Annotated in this window: 19 protein-coding genes; 16 read left to right on the top strand and 3 right to left on the bottom strand. The window is 60.6% G+C overall.

What is annotated here, in order from left to right; translation table 11 throughout:
* The first annotated feature begins 242 nt into the window (after positions 1-242).
* The 16 genes from ACSEXS_RS00910 (at position 243) to glpK (ending at position 13,783) form a co-directional block, all read left to right on the top strand.
* Positions 243-1,244, top strand: coding sequence for an inorganic phosphate transporter (locus ACSEXS_RS00910; protein WP_438431306.1), 1,002 nt, complete (start codon positions 243-245; stop codon positions 1,242-1,244).
* Positions 1,245-1,405: 161 nt separating this feature from the next.
* Positions 1,406-1,663: a hypothetical protein gene (locus tag ACSEXS_RS00915; RefSeq protein ID WP_438431307.1), complete on the top strand. Its 258-nt coding sequence runs from the start codon at positions 1,406-1,408 to the stop codon at positions 1,661-1,663.
* Positions 1,648-3,783 (top strand): LuxR C-terminal-related transcriptional regulator, encoded by a 2,136-nt coding sequence (locus tag ACSEXS_RS00920; RefSeq protein ID WP_438431308.1) that lies wholly within the window; start codon positions 1,648-1,650, stop codon positions 3,781-3,783. The genes ACSEXS_RS00915 and ACSEXS_RS00920 overlap by 16 nt, the downstream gene beginning before the upstream one ends.
* A gap of 27 nt (positions 3,784-3,810) precedes the next feature.
* Entirely contained in the window at positions 3,811-4,824 is a 1,014-nt protein-coding gene (locus tag ACSEXS_RS00925) for a TIR domain-containing protein (RefSeq protein WP_438431309.1), read from the top strand.
* Positions 4,821-5,042 (top strand): hypothetical protein, encoded by a 222-nt coding sequence (locus tag ACSEXS_RS00930; RefSeq protein WP_438431310.1) that lies wholly within the window; start codon positions 4,821-4,823, stop codon positions 5,040-5,042. The genes ACSEXS_RS00925 and ACSEXS_RS00930 overlap by 4 nt, the downstream gene beginning before the upstream one ends.
* 56 nt (positions 5,043-5,098) lie before the next feature.
* Positions 5,099-5,518, top strand: a complete 420-nt coding sequence (locus ACSEXS_RS00935; protein ID WP_438431311.1) for a hypothetical protein — start codon at positions 5,099-5,101, stop codon at positions 5,516-5,518.
* 241 nt (positions 5,519-5,759) lie between these two features.
* Positions 5,760-6,422 carry an HD-GYP domain-containing protein gene (locus ACSEXS_RS00940; protein WP_438431312.1) on the top strand — a complete coding sequence of 221 codons (663 nt, stop codon included), beginning with the start codon at positions 5,760-5,762 and terminating at the stop codon, positions 6,420-6,422.
* A 142-nt stretch (positions 6,423-6,564) separates the two neighbouring features.
* The gene (locus tag ACSEXS_RS00945; RefSeq protein ID WP_438431313.1) at positions 6,565-7,377 is read left to right on the top strand and encodes a phosphotransferase family protein; all 813 of its coding nucleotides are present in this window, start codon (positions 6,565-6,567) and stop codon (positions 7,375-7,377) included.
* A gap of 62 nt (positions 7,378-7,439) precedes the next feature.
* Positions 7,440-8,156 carry an ABC transporter ATP-binding protein gene (locus ACSEXS_RS00950; RefSeq protein WP_438431314.1) on the top strand — a complete coding sequence of 239 codons (717 nt, stop codon included), beginning with the start codon at positions 7,440-7,442 and terminating at the stop codon, positions 8,154-8,156.
* 5 nt (positions 8,157-8,161) lie between these two features.
* Complete coding sequence (locus ACSEXS_RS00955) at positions 8,162-9,430, top strand: ABC transporter permease (protein ID WP_438433052.1); 1,269 nt, start codon at positions 8,162-8,164, stop codon at positions 9,428-9,430.
* A gap of 145 nt (positions 9,431-9,575) precedes the next feature.
* Positions 9,576-10,001 carry an HIT family protein gene (locus ACSEXS_RS00960; protein ID WP_438431315.1) on the top strand — a complete coding sequence of 142 codons (426 nt, stop codon included), beginning with the start codon at positions 9,576-9,578 and terminating at the stop codon, positions 9,999-10,001.
* A 142-nt stretch (positions 10,002-10,143) separates the two neighbouring features.
* Entirely contained in the window at positions 10,144-10,557 is a 414-nt protein-coding gene (locus ACSEXS_RS00965) for a hypothetical protein (protein WP_438431316.1), read from the top strand.
* A gap of 352 nt (positions 10,558-10,909) precedes the next feature.
* A complete protein-coding gene (locus ACSEXS_RS00970) occupies positions 10,910-11,347 on the top strand; it encodes a BrxA/BrxB family bacilliredoxin (protein ID WP_438431317.1) in 438 nt (145 codons plus the stop codon).
* A gap of 198 nt (positions 11,348-11,545) precedes the next feature.
* A complete protein-coding gene (locus tag ACSEXS_RS00975) occupies positions 11,546-11,797 on the top strand; it encodes a hypothetical protein (protein ID WP_438431318.1) in 252 nt (83 codons plus the stop codon).
* 70 nt (positions 11,798-11,867) lie between these two features.
* Positions 11,868-12,308: a holo-ACP synthase gene (gene acpS, locus ACSEXS_RS00980; protein ID WP_438431319.1), complete on the top strand. Its 441-nt coding sequence runs from the start codon at positions 11,868-11,870 to the stop codon at positions 12,306-12,308.
* Entirely contained in the window at positions 12,305-13,783 is a 1,479-nt protein-coding gene (gene glpK / locus ACSEXS_RS00985; protein ID WP_438431320.1) for a glycerol kinase GlpK, read from the top strand. The genes acpS and glpK overlap by 4 nt, the downstream gene beginning before the upstream one ends.
* A 244-nt stretch (positions 13,784-14,027) precedes the next feature.
* Here glpK and ACSEXS_RS00990 read toward each other — a convergent pair whose 3' ends face one another.
* The 3 genes from ACSEXS_RS00990 to desA are packed head-to-tail and all read right to left on the bottom strand — an operon-like array spanning position 14,028 to position 16,857.
* Positions 14,028-14,633 carry a response regulator gene (locus tag ACSEXS_RS00990; RefSeq protein WP_438431321.1) on the bottom strand — a complete coding sequence of 202 codons (606 nt, stop codon included), beginning with the start codon at positions 14,631-14,633 and terminating at the stop codon, positions 14,028-14,030.
* Positions 14,634-14,635: 2 nt separating this feature from the next.
* Entirely contained in the window at positions 14,636-15,760 is a 1,125-nt protein-coding gene (locus ACSEXS_RS00995) for a sensor histidine kinase (RefSeq protein WP_438431322.1), read from the bottom strand.
* Positions 15,761-15,798: 38 nt separating this feature from the next.
* Positions 15,799-16,857: a Delta(5) desaturase DesA gene (gene desA, locus ACSEXS_RS01000; protein WP_438431323.1), complete on the bottom strand. Its 1,059-nt coding sequence runs from the start codon at positions 16,855-16,857 to the stop codon at positions 15,799-15,801.
* Between the last annotated feature and the right edge of the window lie 14 nt (positions 16,858-16,871).

Raw genomic sequence — 16,871 nt, forward strand, 5'->3', positions numbered from 1 at the left:
TCCGGGAAACGGGAATACTAAAACAAAAAGCAAGGGGGAATTCTAGGCGAATTGTTCAATCTTTAAAGCGCTTTCCGCATGCGGCCATCTTAAAAATTCCTCAACATTTGTCGGGGATTGTGATATTATTTTTCATGTTGCCTTCCGCCTATAACATGTCTTGGTGTGGAAGGTTTCATCCTGATCGACCGCCCGGAACGGCGGGGCTACATACACCAAATCCTTTTTTTAGGAGGGTCCTCGTGACATCGATCGTTATCATTGTCATTCTGGCGCTGCTCTTTGACTTCATCAACGGCTTCCACGATACGGCTAACGCCATCGCCACCTCCGTGTCCACCAAAGCGCTTAAGCCCCGCTTCGCGATTTTTTACGCAGCCATTCTGAATTTTATCGGCGCGATCATCGCCGAAGGCGTCGCCCACAGCATCGGCAAAGGCATCGCCGATCCGAGCCGCCTCGAGAACGGGCTGCACATCGTCATCGCCGCCCTCATTTCCATGATCCTGTGGAATTTGCTCACCTGGATGCTCGGCATCCCTTCGTCCTCCTCGCATACGCTGATCGGCTCCCTCGTGGGCGCGGTCGTCGCCGGCGCCGGATTCCAAGAAATTCACTGGAGCGGGTTCGGCACGATCCTCAGCGGTCTGCTGCTCTCTCCCTTCATCGCATTCGTCGCCGGCTTCATCATCCTGAAGATCATCCGACAGCTTCTCCGCTGGTTCGGCAAAACCTCGCCCGGCACCATCAACAAAGGCTTCCGCAGCATGCAGATTCTCTCTGCCGGCTGGCAAGCGCTGTCCCACGGCATGAACGACGCCCAGAAGGCCATGGGCATCATCTTCTTCGCCCTGGTTTCCGGCGGCTATCTGGACAGCACCTCCCACATTCCGCTGTGGGTCAAGCTGGCCGCCGCAACGGCCATGGGCCTCGGCACCTCGATCGGCGGCTGGAAGATCATTCAGACCGTCGGCAGCAAGATCATCAAGATCGAGCCGATGAACGGCTTCGCTTCCGACTTGACCTCGGCGACGGTGCTTTCGGTGGGGACGCATTTCGGTCTGCCCTTGTCCACCACGCATGTCGTGACTTCCGCCATCATCGGCACCGGCACGGCCATCCGCGCCCGCTCGATCAATTGGGGCATCGTCGGCACGATGATCATGACCTGGGTCATCACGATCCCGATTTCCATGGTGATCGGCTACCTCACCTATCACTTGATCTTTACCCTGTTTTTCTAAATCGCCAACGTCGTCTTTCTTCATCGGCGCTTCCCATCTTCCGTGGCGGAGCGCCTTTTTTGCGTTATGCGGTGCATTTGGTTAAAAGGTGGGTAAAAGAGGGTAATGGGGGCAAGCTTGGCTTCGCCGAGGGCTTCCCTGGAACGGAAAGGAGAATGGCCATGGGCGAGTCTGACTTGACGGAACGAAAGCTGCAACTGGATTGCGCCAATTATTTCCGCGACCATCCGCATGCCAGCGAGACCTGCGAGGGCTTGGCCCTGCTTCTCGGGAGCCGGCCGGAGCCGCTGCTCCTCGCGCTCGGGCGGCTGATGGAGCTGAACATTCTGGAACGGGCGGAGGACGGGCCTCATACCGTCTACCGCTACAAGCTTCCCACTCTGACGACAAGGGACGATCCGCCATGGACCATTACCTAGCGCTGCTGCAGCAACTTCAGGACGCTTATGCGACGGATACCGGACTCTGTCTGCTGGTGACGGATGAATCCGGCCGTTGGGTGACCCGGCCCTCCGGCCGGACCGAATGGATGCGGCCGCTGGAGGACCGCAGCGAGGCGGGCCGGCTGTCGCCGGAGGCCGCCGTACTTACGGAATCGCTCTACGGTCTGCACCGGCCGATGGAGTACGAATTCCGCCCCGGCATCAAGCTGATGGCCGCGCCCATTCCGGGGCGCGAGCCGCTTCGCCATTACATATGGGCCGCCTTTTTCACCGATTCCCGGGCGCGCCTCCTGCTGCAAAGCTATTACGAGGGAGAGGAGAGCGAAGGCGATCTGTACCGGGAGCTGCGGGATTCGGTTCCGGAGCTCAACGGCGAACGCAAGCGCCAGCTCTCCGCCAAGCTGGAAGCCATGGCGGCCACAACCGGCCGGCTCCTGGAGACGGAGACCGAGGAGCGGTCCGGCCGGCGGCAGCTCGCTGCCCTGCGGGAGATCGCTTCGGGCTTCGACCGAAGCGAGATCCGTTTGAAGGACAGCCTGCAGCCGTTCTTCGCGGCGGGGCAGGGGCTCGATTTCGTCGGCTACGCCGTCAAGCAAGACGAAACGCACTACAAGGTCGCGGAGGTGCTGGGGGCCGGCTTCAGCCTCATCGGCTCCAGCTTCGCCCTCGGCGAAGGCTTTCTCGGCCAGACGGCGGCGACCCGCCAGCCGGGAAGGTGGGGCCACGTCGGCCGCGACCCGCGGATTCTGTTCTTCCGCCAGAACAATGTGGCGGTGAAATCGCTGTTCAGCTATCCCCTGATCCGGGATGGCGACGTGGCCGGGGTTCTGTTCGGCGGCAGCCGGAAATTGGAGGAAGTGCCGGACGAATTGTTCGAGTTCGGCCAGACCCTCTGTTCGTTCCTGAACGCGCAGTTCGCCCTGGGAAAGCTCCGCCAGGAGAACAACGACCATTTCCTCCGGCTGTCGATGCTGATGGAGATCGGTCGAACCGTCACCCTGGTTCAGGACCCGAAGCGGGTGATGTTCATCCTCATCGATATGAGCCTGAGCCTGGTGGAGGGGCCGTTTGCGGCCGCCCTGCTCACCCGGGCTGAAGGCAAGGCGCAGATGGTCTCGCGGGGTCTTGCCCAGCAGCAGGTGGAAGCTTACATCCGCGAGCTGGCCGAACGGTACGAGGCGTACGAACCCGAAGACCCCTTCTTCGGCAGGGCCGCGCTTGCGGAGTTCCAAGGCACGCCGGTGCTGGAATGCCCGCTCGTCTATCGGTACGAGCTGCTCGGCGTCCTGCTCGTCGGGCTCCGCCAACGGAGCGAGCACGAGCAGTACCGGGATTTCGTCCAGTCGCTCGCCATCGCCGGAAGCGGGGCGCTGCACCGCATCCGCGAGGACGAGCGGCCGAGGGGCTACGAGGCGCCGGCTCTGCTGCACCGGGCCATCCAGCGCTGGGACCCGCAGGAGTACGAGCGCACGCTTACAGCCCGCGACCTGGCGGCGGAATTCACCCGCAGCCGCGGTCTGGGGGAGCGCGACCAGCGGCTCGCCGGCGAGGCGTGTATGCTGGCGGGTTATGAGCCGGGGATGGTCCGCGATGTGGTCGAGCCCGATCTCATCGCGGTGCTGGAGGAGGTCAAGCGGCTCGCCTCGCCGGACACGGAGAGCGGCCCGGCGGATTCGACGGCCGGCGAAGCGGGCCCGATTGCCGCGCTCGCGCTGGAGCATGTGCAGCCGGAGCGGATGCTGCGGGAGGGAGCGGTTGCCCGCGAGCTGAGGGAAGCGTTCTCCGCGTTTCTCATCCGCAAGGAGACCGTGGACTTCGAGGTCGTGCTGGGCGAGTCCGCCGCCGCCCGCGACGAGCCGGGCTTGCGGGGCGATCCGCTGCAGGCCATCCGCGACCTCCATGCGCTGTCTTCGCGCGAGCAGGAGGTGCTCAGCCTGGTCGCCACCGGGGCGAGCAACCGGGACGTGGCGGAAACCTTATTCATCTCGGAGCACACGGTAAAGAATCATATGACCAATATCTTTCATAAACTGGGAGTAAACGACCGCTCCCAGCTGATCGCCATGGTCTATCAGTTAGGCTTTAACCACTCCTGAACGCGCAAAGTAGGTGAACCATCGGTCATGACGCTCTCCGAGCGCAATCCCCGCGTTTTTATCGGCTGCTCCCGCGAAGCGATCGAGTACGCCCGGGCCGCAGCCTCGCATCTGGAACGCGTAGCCGAGGTCAATCCCTGGTACGCCGGCACCTTCGGCCCGAACGACTACACCATGGAAGCATTGGAGCGGGAGCTGGATGGGAGCGATTTCGGCGTCTTCGTGTTCGCGGCCGAAGACATCGCCTTGATTCGGCAGAAGCCGGTTTTCATCACCCGCGACAATACCCTGTTCGAGCTGGGCCTGTTCTGGGGCCGGCTGCGGCGAAGCCGGGTGTTCTGCCTGGTGCCGCGCGATCTTCCGGAAGCCCCGGACGGCTGGCCCGCCGCCGACTTTCGTCTGCCGTCCGATCTGGAGGGGCTGACGCTGCTGCGTTACGCCGGCCGTGCCGACGGCCGGTATTCCGCCGCGATGGACGTTCCCTGCGGCGAGATTGCGCAGGCTATCCGGCGGGAGCGCCTTTTTCCCGATCCGGTTCGGCTGCTGAAGGAAAAGCAGGACCTCCTGGAGCGCAAGCAGAGCATTCTGCGGTTCTTCTGGGGGTACCTGAAGAACGTTTCCGAGCCCGATCCGGCCGAGCGGTATTCGGCCTACGCCGAAGCGATTCGCAATGCCTTTCTTCCTCCCGCGGGCTTCCGGTCGACGGGGGCCGCCATCTGGAAGGCGGAGGGAGGCGAAATCCGCCAGGTCGGCGGTAATGTCGGCCGGGGACGCAGCTTTCCGCTCGGGGGCGCCCCCCGGGGGTCCGGCGAACAGATTTATGTGCTGGAGGCGCTGAACAGCAACGTTTGGTCCTTTTTTAACCGCCGGGAAATTGAGGAAGTCTACATTCTGTGTTATCCTTTGGGTAAGGAGCATGTCCTGTCCGTGCATATTTCCGGAGAGGAGACCCTGAGCGACGAGCGGCTGGAGGAAACCGTCGCGGCCAACGACGAGCTTCTCAGCACCGTCCGCAACCTGATTGGAGGGGATTCGCGATGAAGAAACGGCTCACTCGGAAAGCCGCGCAAGCGGCCGAATCCGTTCGACCGCGCACCCGCAAGGACAGCGGCGCGGCCGCCTCCGGGAGCGCTGCTCCCTGGGCCAATCCGAACGGCCCGGCCCATGTGTTCGTCGGTCCTTCGCTTGACGGCGCCGACAAGGAATATGTGAAGATCGTGAGCGGCCGCGTGACCGACCGCAAGCCATCCTTCGCTTGACCCGATCTTTTGCCGCCTGTTTGGGCGGCTTATTTTTTTTATGGAGGCGACCGAAAATGAAGGGCTGGAGAAGGCTGGCGCTATGCGTCTGGCTCAGCGCGCTGTTGGCCGGAGCCGGACAAGCTCAGGCTGCGGGCACGACCGTCAGCGTGGGAGTTACGTTCGTCGGGGCGGAGCTGGTCGAAAACAACCACGTCGGAAACGAGTGGGAGACTAAGCTCACCGTGAACGGCAAACCGCTCGAAGAGGGCGATACGGTGAAGCTCAAGCTGAAGAATACGGATAACGTCAAACTGGTTGCGAAAGCGGAGGAAATGGACAAGTACCCCGACATCGGCACGGCGGAAACGAAAGTCCAAGTATCGGCCATCGGTAAAGCGAAGACGAAGAAGTTGACCGTGGTCGTGACGGAGAATCGGGGACGCTATTCGGGCAGCACGGCGACCTGGTCGTTCGAGGTCGAGCTCACCAAATAAAGGAATAAAGTCGACGGCAGCGGGACTGCCGTCTTTTTTGTGCGCATGGTAGGAGGAGTGAAAGCGGATAACCGACCAATGGCCTAGGAGGAGTAGGAAGAAGGTGTGATTCTCCGCACTTTCCGAAAAAAGGCAAAATAAGAAGCTTCGGTGATCGATTTTTTGTCTAATTAATAGGAGAATACTCCGTATAAGGCATCATTCGCGTGCAAGGGGCGGAGAATACGGAAGGATGATTCCCATGATAAACCGCACAGTTAAAAACGTAAGCGAATACCATGACCTGGCCTGGCGCTTTTGTCTGGACAACCGGCAAACCGCCTTCCTGCTGAAACGACTCAAGTCCCACGACCGATTCATATATGACCATTCCCTTCGCGCCGCTTATTACAGCCTACTGCTGGCCCAAGGCCTCGGCCTGACCTCCCGGGAGCAGGAGCTGATCTACCGGTCGGCGCTGCTCATGGACTACGGCAAGCTGCAAGTCCGCGAGCATCAGGGAGGCGAAGTCATCATCGGCGGGGCGACCGTGCTCGATCATCCCCGACTGACCGTCGAGGTGCTTTCCTCGATGGCCGAGCGAGGGTTGATCGACCGGGAAGCGATTCTTGCCCATCACGAGAACCTCGACGGCACCGGCTACCCCTACGGGCTGATGTGGGAGGACATCTCCCTCAACGCCCGCATCCTGCGGGTGGCGGACAGCTTCGCGGCCATGACGGCGCTTGACGCCCGCAACCGGTCCCTGACCGGCATTCCGGACGCCTTGACCGAGCTCTACCGCTGGAGCGAAATCCAATACGACGGCGATCTGGTCGAGCTGCTCTGCCGCTTCTACGGCGACGACCTCGGCAAGGACGACGATCCCACCAAGAGCCGGGTCATCAAGCTCAGCAACCCTTAACCAAGCACAGGCGCCGTCTACCTTTTTTCGCCAGTTTGTGCTAGGATGGGAGAATCGAATAGCCCCGCACCCGCCGAGGGTGCGGGCTTTTTTTTTGCACGCGCATGCGGGTGGACGAACAGCGAATTGGGGGAACGGGAGTATGGGGACGTTGGGACGGATGATCGGCCAGGGACGGACGGCCGTTGTGCATGAATGGGACGAAGGGAAGGTCTTGAAATTGTTTCGCCCGGCTTTCGAACGGAGCTGGATCGAACGCGAATATCAGACGGCTCGGGAAGTGTACGAGGCGGGCGTGCCGTCGCCCGAGCCATACGAAGTGGTCGAGCTGGAGCAGGGCGTGGGCATCGTCTACGAGCGGGCGGAAGGGGTCAGTCTGTTCGATCTCATGCAGAAGGCCCCTTGGAAGATGAAGTCCTGCACGTGCCAGCTGGCCCAGTTGCATGTCCGAATGCATGCCAGCCGCTGCGACCGGATCGGGAAGCAGAGCGAAGCCCTGCCGGGGCGGATTCGGTACAGCCAAGACCTGCTCGGTGCGAAGCTGGAGCGCATTCTCCGCTATACGGAACGGCTTCCCGAGGGAAGCGCCATTCTCCACGGGGACTTCCATCCCGGCAACGTCATGGAAAGCGGCGGAGAGCTCCAGGTACTGGATTGGACCAACGCGGAGGCGGGGAATCCCGCTGCCGATGTGGCTCGAACCCTGCTTATGCTCCAGTCGCCCTATATCCCTCCCGGAACGGGCAAGCTGATCGCCAGGCTGTCGGTGCCGTTTAAGCGCCGCATGGAGAAGATTTACCTGCAGGAATATCTGCGGACAAGCGGCATGACGCTGCCCGAGATCGAAGCGTGGCAGCTTCCGGTCGCGGCCGCCCGGCTGATCGAAGGGGTTCCGGGGGAACGCGAGTGGCTGCTCGCGATCATTGACGAGAAGCTGAAGACCGTTAAAGAGTGAAACGGCCCGAAGGCAGTGCCGTATTCTATGGACAAAAGCGTGAGGGAAGCGAGGCGGCTAGCATGGCAGTCGTGCAGGCAAGCATTGAATCGGCGGGATACAAGGGGAGAGCGGAGGTGATCCGCGACATCCATTTCTCGGTGGGACCCGGCGAGCTGGTGGGGCTCATCGGCCCGAACGGAGCGGGCAAGAGCACGACGATCAAGGCGCTGCTCGGCCTTCTCCCCGAAGTGAAGGGCGAGATCGTCTTCGGAAACGGGGAAGACAGCGAGCCCCACTACGCCTATATCCCGGAGCATCCCGTTCTCTACGAAGACCTCACCCTCTGGGAGCATCTGGAGCTCGCGGCGAGCGCCATGGGGCTGTCGGACGAAGAGTTTCGGGAACGCGCAGAGGAGCTGCTGGCGCGTTATCGGCTGACTGAGGTTCGGGATCACCTGACCTCCAGCTTCTCCAAGGGCATGCAGCAGAAGATCATGCTGGTGCTCGGGTTTCTTCACCGCGCGGAGCTGTACATCGTCGACGAGCCGTTCATCGGCCTCGATCCGCGGGCAATCCGCGATTTCCTCGACATGCTGAACGGCGAGCGGAAGCGAGGCGCAGGCGTGCTGATGAGCACTCACGTGCTCGATACGGCGGAGAAAATTTGCAGCTCCTTCCTGCTCTTGTCGGAAGGAAGCATCGTCGCCCAGGGGACGCTGGAGGATATCCGGGGGGCCTGCGGGCTGCCGGAGGCATCCCTGTTCGACTGCTTTGCGGCCATGACGGAAGGGACGTGAGCGCGATGGAAACCGTCAGCGGGTATTTTCGCAAGCGGCTGCGCGCCAACTGGAGCTTCCAGTGGAGGGTATTCCGGCTCATCGTCGATTGGACCGTAGCGATCTACGTGGTGCTGCCGATTGTCGCCGTCGCGGGTTACAATTACCTGAAATGGTGGCGGACGCCGCCGGAATGGTTCTCGTTCCTCACCTTCGATTTGGTTCGGGCCGGGCTGTTCCTCTTCTTGTTGCAGGGAACGATCCGGTATTTCCTGGAGGAGGCGGACCAGCTTCATTTCCTGCAGGGCGACCGCTGGGCCGACCGCTTCCGGCGCTTCGGCTCCGTCTACTCGGCTATCGTCGATCTGATGGCGACCGCGCTTCTAGGGCTGATTCTCACGCCTGTCCTGCTGTTGAACGATCGGCTCACCCTGCTGCAGTTCCTTCTGCTGATCCTGTATATCTGGCTGTATAAGCTCGGCCTTGCCTTGATCCGGCAGTTTGCCGAAATCCGCTTCTTCGGCTGGCGGCTGTTCCTCGCCAAGTCGGCGCTGGTCGCGGCAGCGGGGGCGCTCTTCGCCGTGACGACGCGGTTGTTCCGGCACGGTCTGGTATCCGGCGCAGCGCTTTGCGCCGCCGCCGGCCTGATCGTTCTCTGGCTGTTCCGCAAGCGGTTCTTGGCCAAGTCGGCCTTCATGGAGGATGTCCGGCGGGACGGCAGGGAAAAATTCAAATACGTGGCCTTCATTCTGCGGGATCAAGTCGTCAAGAAGCCGGCCTATCCGCGCCGCCGGCCGCTGCTGTTCCGCCGCTCGGGGCGAATCTTCCGCAAGCGGACGGCGGCGAACGTGCTCGCCGAATCGGGCCTCAAGGGGCTGCTCCGCAATCCCCAACAGGTCAAGAATTACCTGGTGATCACCGGCGTCTTTGCCGGAGGGAGCCTTCTGACCCGGATCGGCATCGGCTCCCAGCCCGTCTTCACCGTGATTTGGCTTGTATCGGGTCTCATCCTCTGCTATTACGTTCGGCTGCAATGGGGCGAATTTCAGCAAAATGCGTTCTTTGGCCTCTTTTCGTGGAAACCGGGGTCCTGGTACAATGCTCTGCGTACTTATGTCTTCTCTGCCATGCTGCCCGGCTTTCTCGTCGTCGGAGCCGCCGTCTGGCTGCCTGCGGTCAGCGCGGCCCGGGCAGTGGTGATGCTGCCGGTAGCGGTCGGAATCGCGTATATGCTGTCCACGGTCTACAGCTCCTTCGCGGCGCTTAGAATGGACAGGCGGTCGGGAAAACCGTAAGATAGGAAGACAGCAGGACTCAACCCGCCGACAGGCTGCCCGCCGCCATGCGCGACCGCTCTTCCTTCGCCGACGAAGAGGGGTACCGGCTTGGCGGAAAGAAGCGTCTGACGGCTCGACTAGCGGCAAGGAGGATTCGAAAAGAATGCAACGGGAGTGTGTATTTTGCAGCCGCGACGAACGGCTGGACCATCTGATGCTCGAAATTTGCGAGCTGAACGTGTCGACTTTGTATCTCTATAAGGAGCAATCCTATTTCGGCCGCTGCGTAGTGGTGCTGAACGACCACCAGCGGGAGCTGTTCCACCTTCCCGAGGAGACCCGGGCGAAGCTGATGGAGGATATCGCCCGCGTGGCCGCCGCCATCGAGAAGGCGTTCCTGCCCGATAAAATCAATTACGCCATGTACGGAGACACCATGCCCCACATCCATTTCCATATCGTCCCCAAGTACAAGGACGGCGAAAGTTGGGGCAGCGCCTTCGATTTCAATTCCAATCGGACTTATCTCAAGGATGAGCAGTACCAGGCCATGATCGAGAAGCTGATGAAATACCTAGAATTGCCGTAAAAAAAGGGAACCCGCAAAAGTCTCTGCTTCCGCCTGTTGGCCGGAGGCGGAGGCTTTTTACTTTGCAGGCGATTTTTGGCGCGGTTCGGGGAACGCTATAGCCACAACCACCCAACCTGTTTGCGTTCAAGGAGGCAGCGATATGACCATCATCGATTTCCGGTTCGAGGATTCCGGCTCGGCCAAGCTGGCCATGGATACCCTGATCGAGCTGGGCTTCCGGGTGAAGCCCGTCCTGCGGATCGATTTCACCCGGGGTGACCTTACGAGCGCCCTGGAGATTGCGGAATCCTTCGGCGGCACGCTCGATCTGCCGCACGACTCCGCCAACCGGGGGATGCCCGTATCCGAGCGGGCGGCATTCCATGAGGCGTATGGCCTGGCCGAGGCGGAAGGCAATGCGGAGCTGGCCATTCCCGCCCACACGGTGACCGAGGACCTGCCGGAAGGCTACTTGCATCCGGTCGCGGCAACGGACGGAGCCTATTCGGAACGGGAGGGGTTCGATCCTTCGGGCGACGATTACGACCGCCTCGACGCGGGCATTCACCTCTAGCAGGCCGCATGCATAAGTCCCGTTTCCGCGAGTTAAGCTATAGCCATTCCACGGAAAGGAGTGGGAACCATGGCAAAGAACAAGGAGCAGAACCGCAAGCAGCAGAAGACGAATAAATCGACGGCTTCCGTTGCGAACACGGAGAACCGTTCGGATAACGCCAACCGCGTCCAAGAGTAATCGGACGGCAAGGCAGCACGGGAACGGAAAACAAAGCCGGCAGCGACAGCGCGCCGGCTTTTTTGCCTGGGTGACCACATGAATGGTCGTGTCTTTCTTTTCGAATCGAGCTATGATGTGTATAATAGATCACAGACAGATGATTCTTTTTATGATAAGGAGCGGATGTAACATGGTCATGTCCTTTGATCGATACATGCGGGATACGGTTCAACCCATGCGCGACGAGCTGACGCGGATCGGCATCGAAGAGCTGCGCACTCCGGAAGAGGTCGCCGACAAGCTGGGGAACGAAGAAGGCACGGCGCTGCTCGTCATCAATTCGGTCTGCGGCTGCGCCGCCGGCCAGTGCCGCCCCGGCGTGGCCCTTGCCCTGGAGGGAGAAGCGAAGCCGGACCGGCTGTATACCGTATTCGCCGGACAGGACAAGGAAGCGACCGCCGCCGCGCGGGAGCAATTCCTGGCCGAATACCCGCCGTCCTCGCCGTCGATCGCGCTGTTCAAGGACGGCAAGCTGGTGCATTTCATTCCCCGTCACCGGATCGAGGACCGCAGCGCCGAGATGATCGCGGGCGATCTGACGGCAGCGTTTCAGACCTACTGCAGCTGAACGCAGGATGCGAAGTACGGAAGAGCCGGGCCCCCGAGGGTCCGGCTTTTCCTATTCCGAGCTTCGCCCGGCGGGAGAGGCGGGGCCGACGGACTTGCGGCGCTGTTTTTTGATATAATGGAACGGCGGAAGGGCGCGGAATGCGGAACAAGCGGACAAGCGGCCTTCGCAGAATCCGGCTGGAGGGAGACGAGCGGGATGATCGATATGACGTTTACCGATCTCATACGCAAGCTGATCGACGAGCGAGCCTTGGTGACGGTTGGGGCGAGCGGCAACGAGCTGCACGGCATGGTTACCGCCTTTGACGGCGAGCAGAAGGTCCTGACTTTTAAGGACAAGGGCGAGGGCGGAAGCTGGCATTTTATCCCCCTGAGCTCGATCCGGAGCATCGGCTACGACAGCTCGGTGGACGGGGTGTTCTGCTACATCGATCTCTTTAAGAAATGAGAGTCCTAGACTTCGAAATGGACGGAATGAAAGAGCCGTCTATCAAGCGAAAGGAACGGGTGGTTGTCGGGTGATTATCGGAATCGGCACGGATTTGACGGAGATCGCACGGATGGAAGGAATTCTGGATAGACCAACCGGGAAGCGGTTTCTGGCCAAAATTCTGACCGAAGAGGAACGGACGGAGCTGGAGCGCAGGCACCGCTCGGCCGATCCGGCCGGTCGTATTCGGGCGGCGGAGTTCGCGGCCGGCCGGTTCGCCGTGAAGGAAGCGGTCTCCAAGGCCTTCGGCTGCGGCATCGGCGCGCTGCTCGGCTTTCACGACATTCGGGTGACGGCCGACGGCAAAGGGCGCCCGTCCTGCGGGATTTCGGCCGAGGCGCTGAGGCGGCTCGGCCTCGAAGGGCAGGCGGTGTCGGTCCACGTGAGCATCACCCATACGGGGACCCTGGCGGGCGCTTTCGCGGTCGTGGAACGCCTGCCGCAAGAAGATGGAGGGATGCGCCCATGAAGGAGCCGCATTATATCCTTGCCTTGGATCAGGGCACGAGCAGCTGCCGGGCGATTCTATTCGACCACGGCGGCCGTGCTGTCAGCACGGCCCAGCGCGAATATGCCGCGTCTTACCCGAGAAGCGGCTGGGTGGAGCAGGACGCCGCGGAGATCTGGCGCATCCAGCGCGTGGTGATGCGGGAAGCGGCGCAACGGGCGGATGGCCGGATCGAAGCGATCGGCATCACCAACCAGCGGGAGACGGTGATCGTCTGGGACCGGCAGACCGGCCGGCCGCTGCATCCGGCGATCGTCTGGCAGTGCCGGCGGACCGCAGAGGATTGCGCGCGGCTCAAGGCGGACGGCATGGAGGACGAGATCCGGTCCAGGTCGGGGCTTGTCATTGATCCGTATTTTTCCGCGACGAAGCTGGCCTGGTTGCTCCGCGAGGTGCCCGGACTGCGGGAGAAGGCGGAGAAGGGCGACGCCTTGTTCGGAACGGTCGACAGTTGGCTGATCTGGAACCTGACCGGCGGGAAAGTGCATGCGACCGATGTCAGCAACGCGTCGCGCACGATGCTGTTCAATATTCACCGGCTCGACTGGGATGAGGAGCTGTGCCGCCTGTTCGGCGTGCCCCGGGCCATGCTGCCCGAGGTCAGACCGTCCTCGGCCGACTTCGGCCGGGTCGAAGGAATTCCCGAATGCGAAGGCGCGCCGATCGCCGGAGCGGCCGGCGACCAGCAAGCCGCCCTGTTCGGCCAAGCCTGCCACGAGGAGGGCATGCTGAAGAACACGTACGGAACGGGCTGCTTCCTCTTGATGAACACGGGCGAGCGGCCTTGCGCCTCCAAGCACGGGCTGCTGACGACCGTCGCCTGGCAAGCGGAAGGGCGGATCGAATACGCCCTGGAGGGCAGCGTCTTCACGGCCGGGGCCGTCGTTCAATGGCTGCGCGACGGCCTGTCGCTGATCCGGGAGGCGTCCGAGACGGAAGCACTGGCCCTGTCTGTGCCGGACACCGACGGCGTGTACTTCGTTCCGGCGTTCAACGGACTTGGAACGCCTTATTGGAATCCCGATGCCCGGGGAATGATCACCGGCATTTCGCGCGGCACGCGCAGGGAGCATATCGTCCGCGCCGCCCTCGAGGCGGTGGCCTACCAGACCGCCGATGTAATTCGGGCGATGGAGAGCGAATCGGGCATCCCCTTAAGCGAGCTGAGAGCGGATGGCGGGATGGTCAGGAACCGCTTCCTGATGCAGTTCCAGGCGGATATTCTGGGCCGTGCCGTCAGCCTGCCGGAGGAGCCGGAAACCACCGCGCTCGGAGCGGCCTACCTGGCCGGCCTGCAGGTCGGATTATGGAGCGGACGCGGCGAGCTGAAGCGACTGTGGACGGAGCGGGAGCGGTTCCGTCCGGCCATGGAGGCGGAACGCCGCGAGCGGCTGTACGCCGAATGGGAGCGGGCGGTCAAGCGCCAGCTTCGCTGACGGGCGGTTGGGGACGAGGCACTCCGGGAATGCATTCTGACGCAGCGCTTCCGAGCAGCTTAGCCGCCGGCGAGGAACCCGGCCATCCGCCGTTGCGGTGATGCCGGTCAGGGCCTGGCCCGTCGCCGGATGCTAATCCGAAGGAGTCCGAAAAGAAAACCACCTTCATGCTATTCCCGAAAGGGAGAAGCTTGAAGGTGGTTTTGAGTTGTCCTCCGGAGGCGGTTCGTCGCGCCCCAGCCCCTCACTTGAACCAGCCCTTTTCCTTGGACTGTTTGATCGCTTCGACTCGGTTGCCGACCCGGAGCTTGCCCAGAATAACGGAGATATAGTTCCGAATCGTTCCTGGGGTAATAAATAACTCCTCTGAAATCTCTTTCGTGCTTTTGCCTTCGGCAACAAGCAGCAGCACGGCCTTCTCCCGCTCGGTAAGGGGGTTCTCCTCGCCGTAGGCCTCGTCCATCAATTCAGGCGCATAGAGACGCCGACCGCCTACGATAAGGCGGATGGAACTCGCAAGCTCCTCGCTGGGACTGTCTTTAAGCAAGTAGCCATGCACGCCGGCTTTAATGGCTCGTTCGAAGTAACCCGCCCGGGCGAACGTCGTGAGGATGACGACTTTGCAATCCAGCGAGAGCGAGGCAAGCTCCTCGGCTGCTTCCAATCCGTCCTTGAGCGGCATTTCGATATCGAAGATACAGACGTCCGGACGATGAAGACGCGCCAGCTTGACGGCATCTTCCCCGTTGCTCGCTTTCGCGACGACGGTCATATCCTCTTCCAGATCCAGCAGAGCAGCGAGGGCGCCGAGGATCATTCGCTGGTCTTCCGCAATGAGGATTCGAATCATGTTCAAGCCTTCTCTCTCGGATGGGTATGGGGCACTTTCATCACCAGCAAGGTGCCGGGTCCTTCGCCTAACTCCAGGCTCCCGTTGATGAATTCGAGCCGTTCCTTCATCCCTTTGAGGCCGCTGCCTTTGGAGAATAACCCATGCCGGGTTATGCCGATCCCGTTGTCGTCGACAGTGGCAACCAAGGCCAGGGGGTCCGGCCGGATCGAGATGGTACAGACGGAAGCTGCGCTGTGCTTAACGAGATTGGTGACCGCCTCCTTTAGACACATGCAGAGGACGGTCTCGTTCATCAGGGATAAGCTCATTGGCTCGAGGTCCCCTTCGACCACCAGTTCGATGCGCGCCGTCTTCAGAATCTGTTCGATTCGGGACAGTTCTTCCGCCAGCTTCGCGCCGCGCATCTGCATCACGATCTCCCGTACTTCCTTCATGGCATTTCTCGCCGTTTGCCGGACTTCCTCCATCTCCACGATCGATTGCGAGGGACTTTTGGCCATCAATTTTATGGCAAGGTCGCTCTTAAGTCCGATCAGGGAAAGCTGCTGGCCCAGCGTATCGTGCAGATCCCTTGCGATCCGCTGGCGTTCTTCGAGCTTCACCAATTCGGAGATGCGTTTGTTTGCGTCGTCCAGCCGGCCTTGCAGCTGCTCGTTCTTGTTGCGGTTGTAGTTGGAGATGGGAAGCAGGATGACCATGATCAAACAAATGATGACAAAGGGCAATTGATTGACCACCATCGGGTTGTGGACGAGAATCGCATATTCGATCGTCACGATCGTTACGGTAAGGTGAATGACATATAGCGTAATGAAGCCCGTCTTGCTCATAATGTTGCCGATCACGAAGGCGAGCAATAACGAGAAGTACACGAATCCGAATAGGACGGTCATGGCGATCGAGATGGCAATCTGTACGCCTGACCAAACATAGACCTTCCACCCTTTGGTAACGAAGACCAGCACATAGGAGACGAAGAACAGGAGAATCAGAGCGATTCCCACCGCGATATGGGCCCTGGATGAAGTGCGAAAGATATAGTAGAAGGGCAGAATGAACAGGATGGCCCATATAAAAGGGTTGAGTCCGGTCGTCTCGTGCAGATTCAAACGCCACTTTTGCATGCGGTTCCACCTTTTCGGAGGCTACTCGTGCTTCAGAATCATCTAGCCCCGTTAGCGGCCTTTCCGCCGTTAATCGGGATAACTTGCTTCGCAGCGAGCTTCTTGCGAGTCGCTCTCCCTTCGCGAAAGCTGATAAAGGTCTTCGCATTCTCATCCCACAACCGGAACCGAAGCGAGCGCAGGCTGCTGCGAAGGGTGATGGTCATGGCTTTCTGAAGCGGCGGAATCGCCAGATGAGTCTTCTCCAGATTGTAATTCGGCACTTTCGGGTTGAGGTGATGCACGTGATGAAAGCCGATGTTGCCGGTTATCCATTGCAGCGGCCTTGGAAGCTGATAATAGGAGCTACCTTCCACTGCGGCCTTCACGAAGCTCCACTTATCGTCATTCTCGAAGTAAGAGTCCTCGAACTGGTGCTGAACGTAGAATAACCAAATTCCCATCATTCCTGCAACCCAAAGGATGGGGGCTTGCACAAGCAGCACGCTTTTCCATCCGAATAAGGCAACCAATCCCGCGTATAAAGCGAGAATTCCTGCGTTTATCAGATGCGTATTCAGCTTCTCCCGTCGCTTTGCCCCTGTGCGGTTCATGCGGTTGGAAATCATAAACACCAGCAGAGGGCCCAGCACCAGCATGACAAACGGATTGCGGTACAAGCGGTAGGCCAGTTTGCGCAGCGGCGGAGAAGCGAGGTATTCATCCACGGTCATGATCCACATATCGCCGACGCCCCGTTTATCGAGATTGCCGCTTGTGGCGTGATGAATGTTGTGGGCGTTCTTCCATTGCTCATAGGGAAAATGCGTAAGTACGCCGGTAAGGTTCCCCAGCACATCGTTCGCCTTACGACTTTGGAAAAACGACTGATGGCAGCAATCGTGGAAAATAATAAACGTTCGGACTAAAAAGCAGGCTGCAAGGATCGCTATCGGCAGCGTCAGCCAGTAGGAGACCGACAGGCTCGCATAGGCGAGCGTCCACAGCAGCAGGAACGGCAGCAGGGTGTTGAAGAGCTGACGAATGCTGGCTGCGGTATTCGTGCGCGCAAACGGAATGGAGTGTTTTTTCAAATCGGCAATCTTCATTTGATCCATCCTTGATTCCCTCC

The organism is Gorillibacterium terrae, from assembly GCF_051594785.1.
In the GTDB taxonomy this organism is placed as follows: Bacteria; Bacillota; Bacilli; order Paenibacillales; family NBRC-103111; genus Gorillibacterium.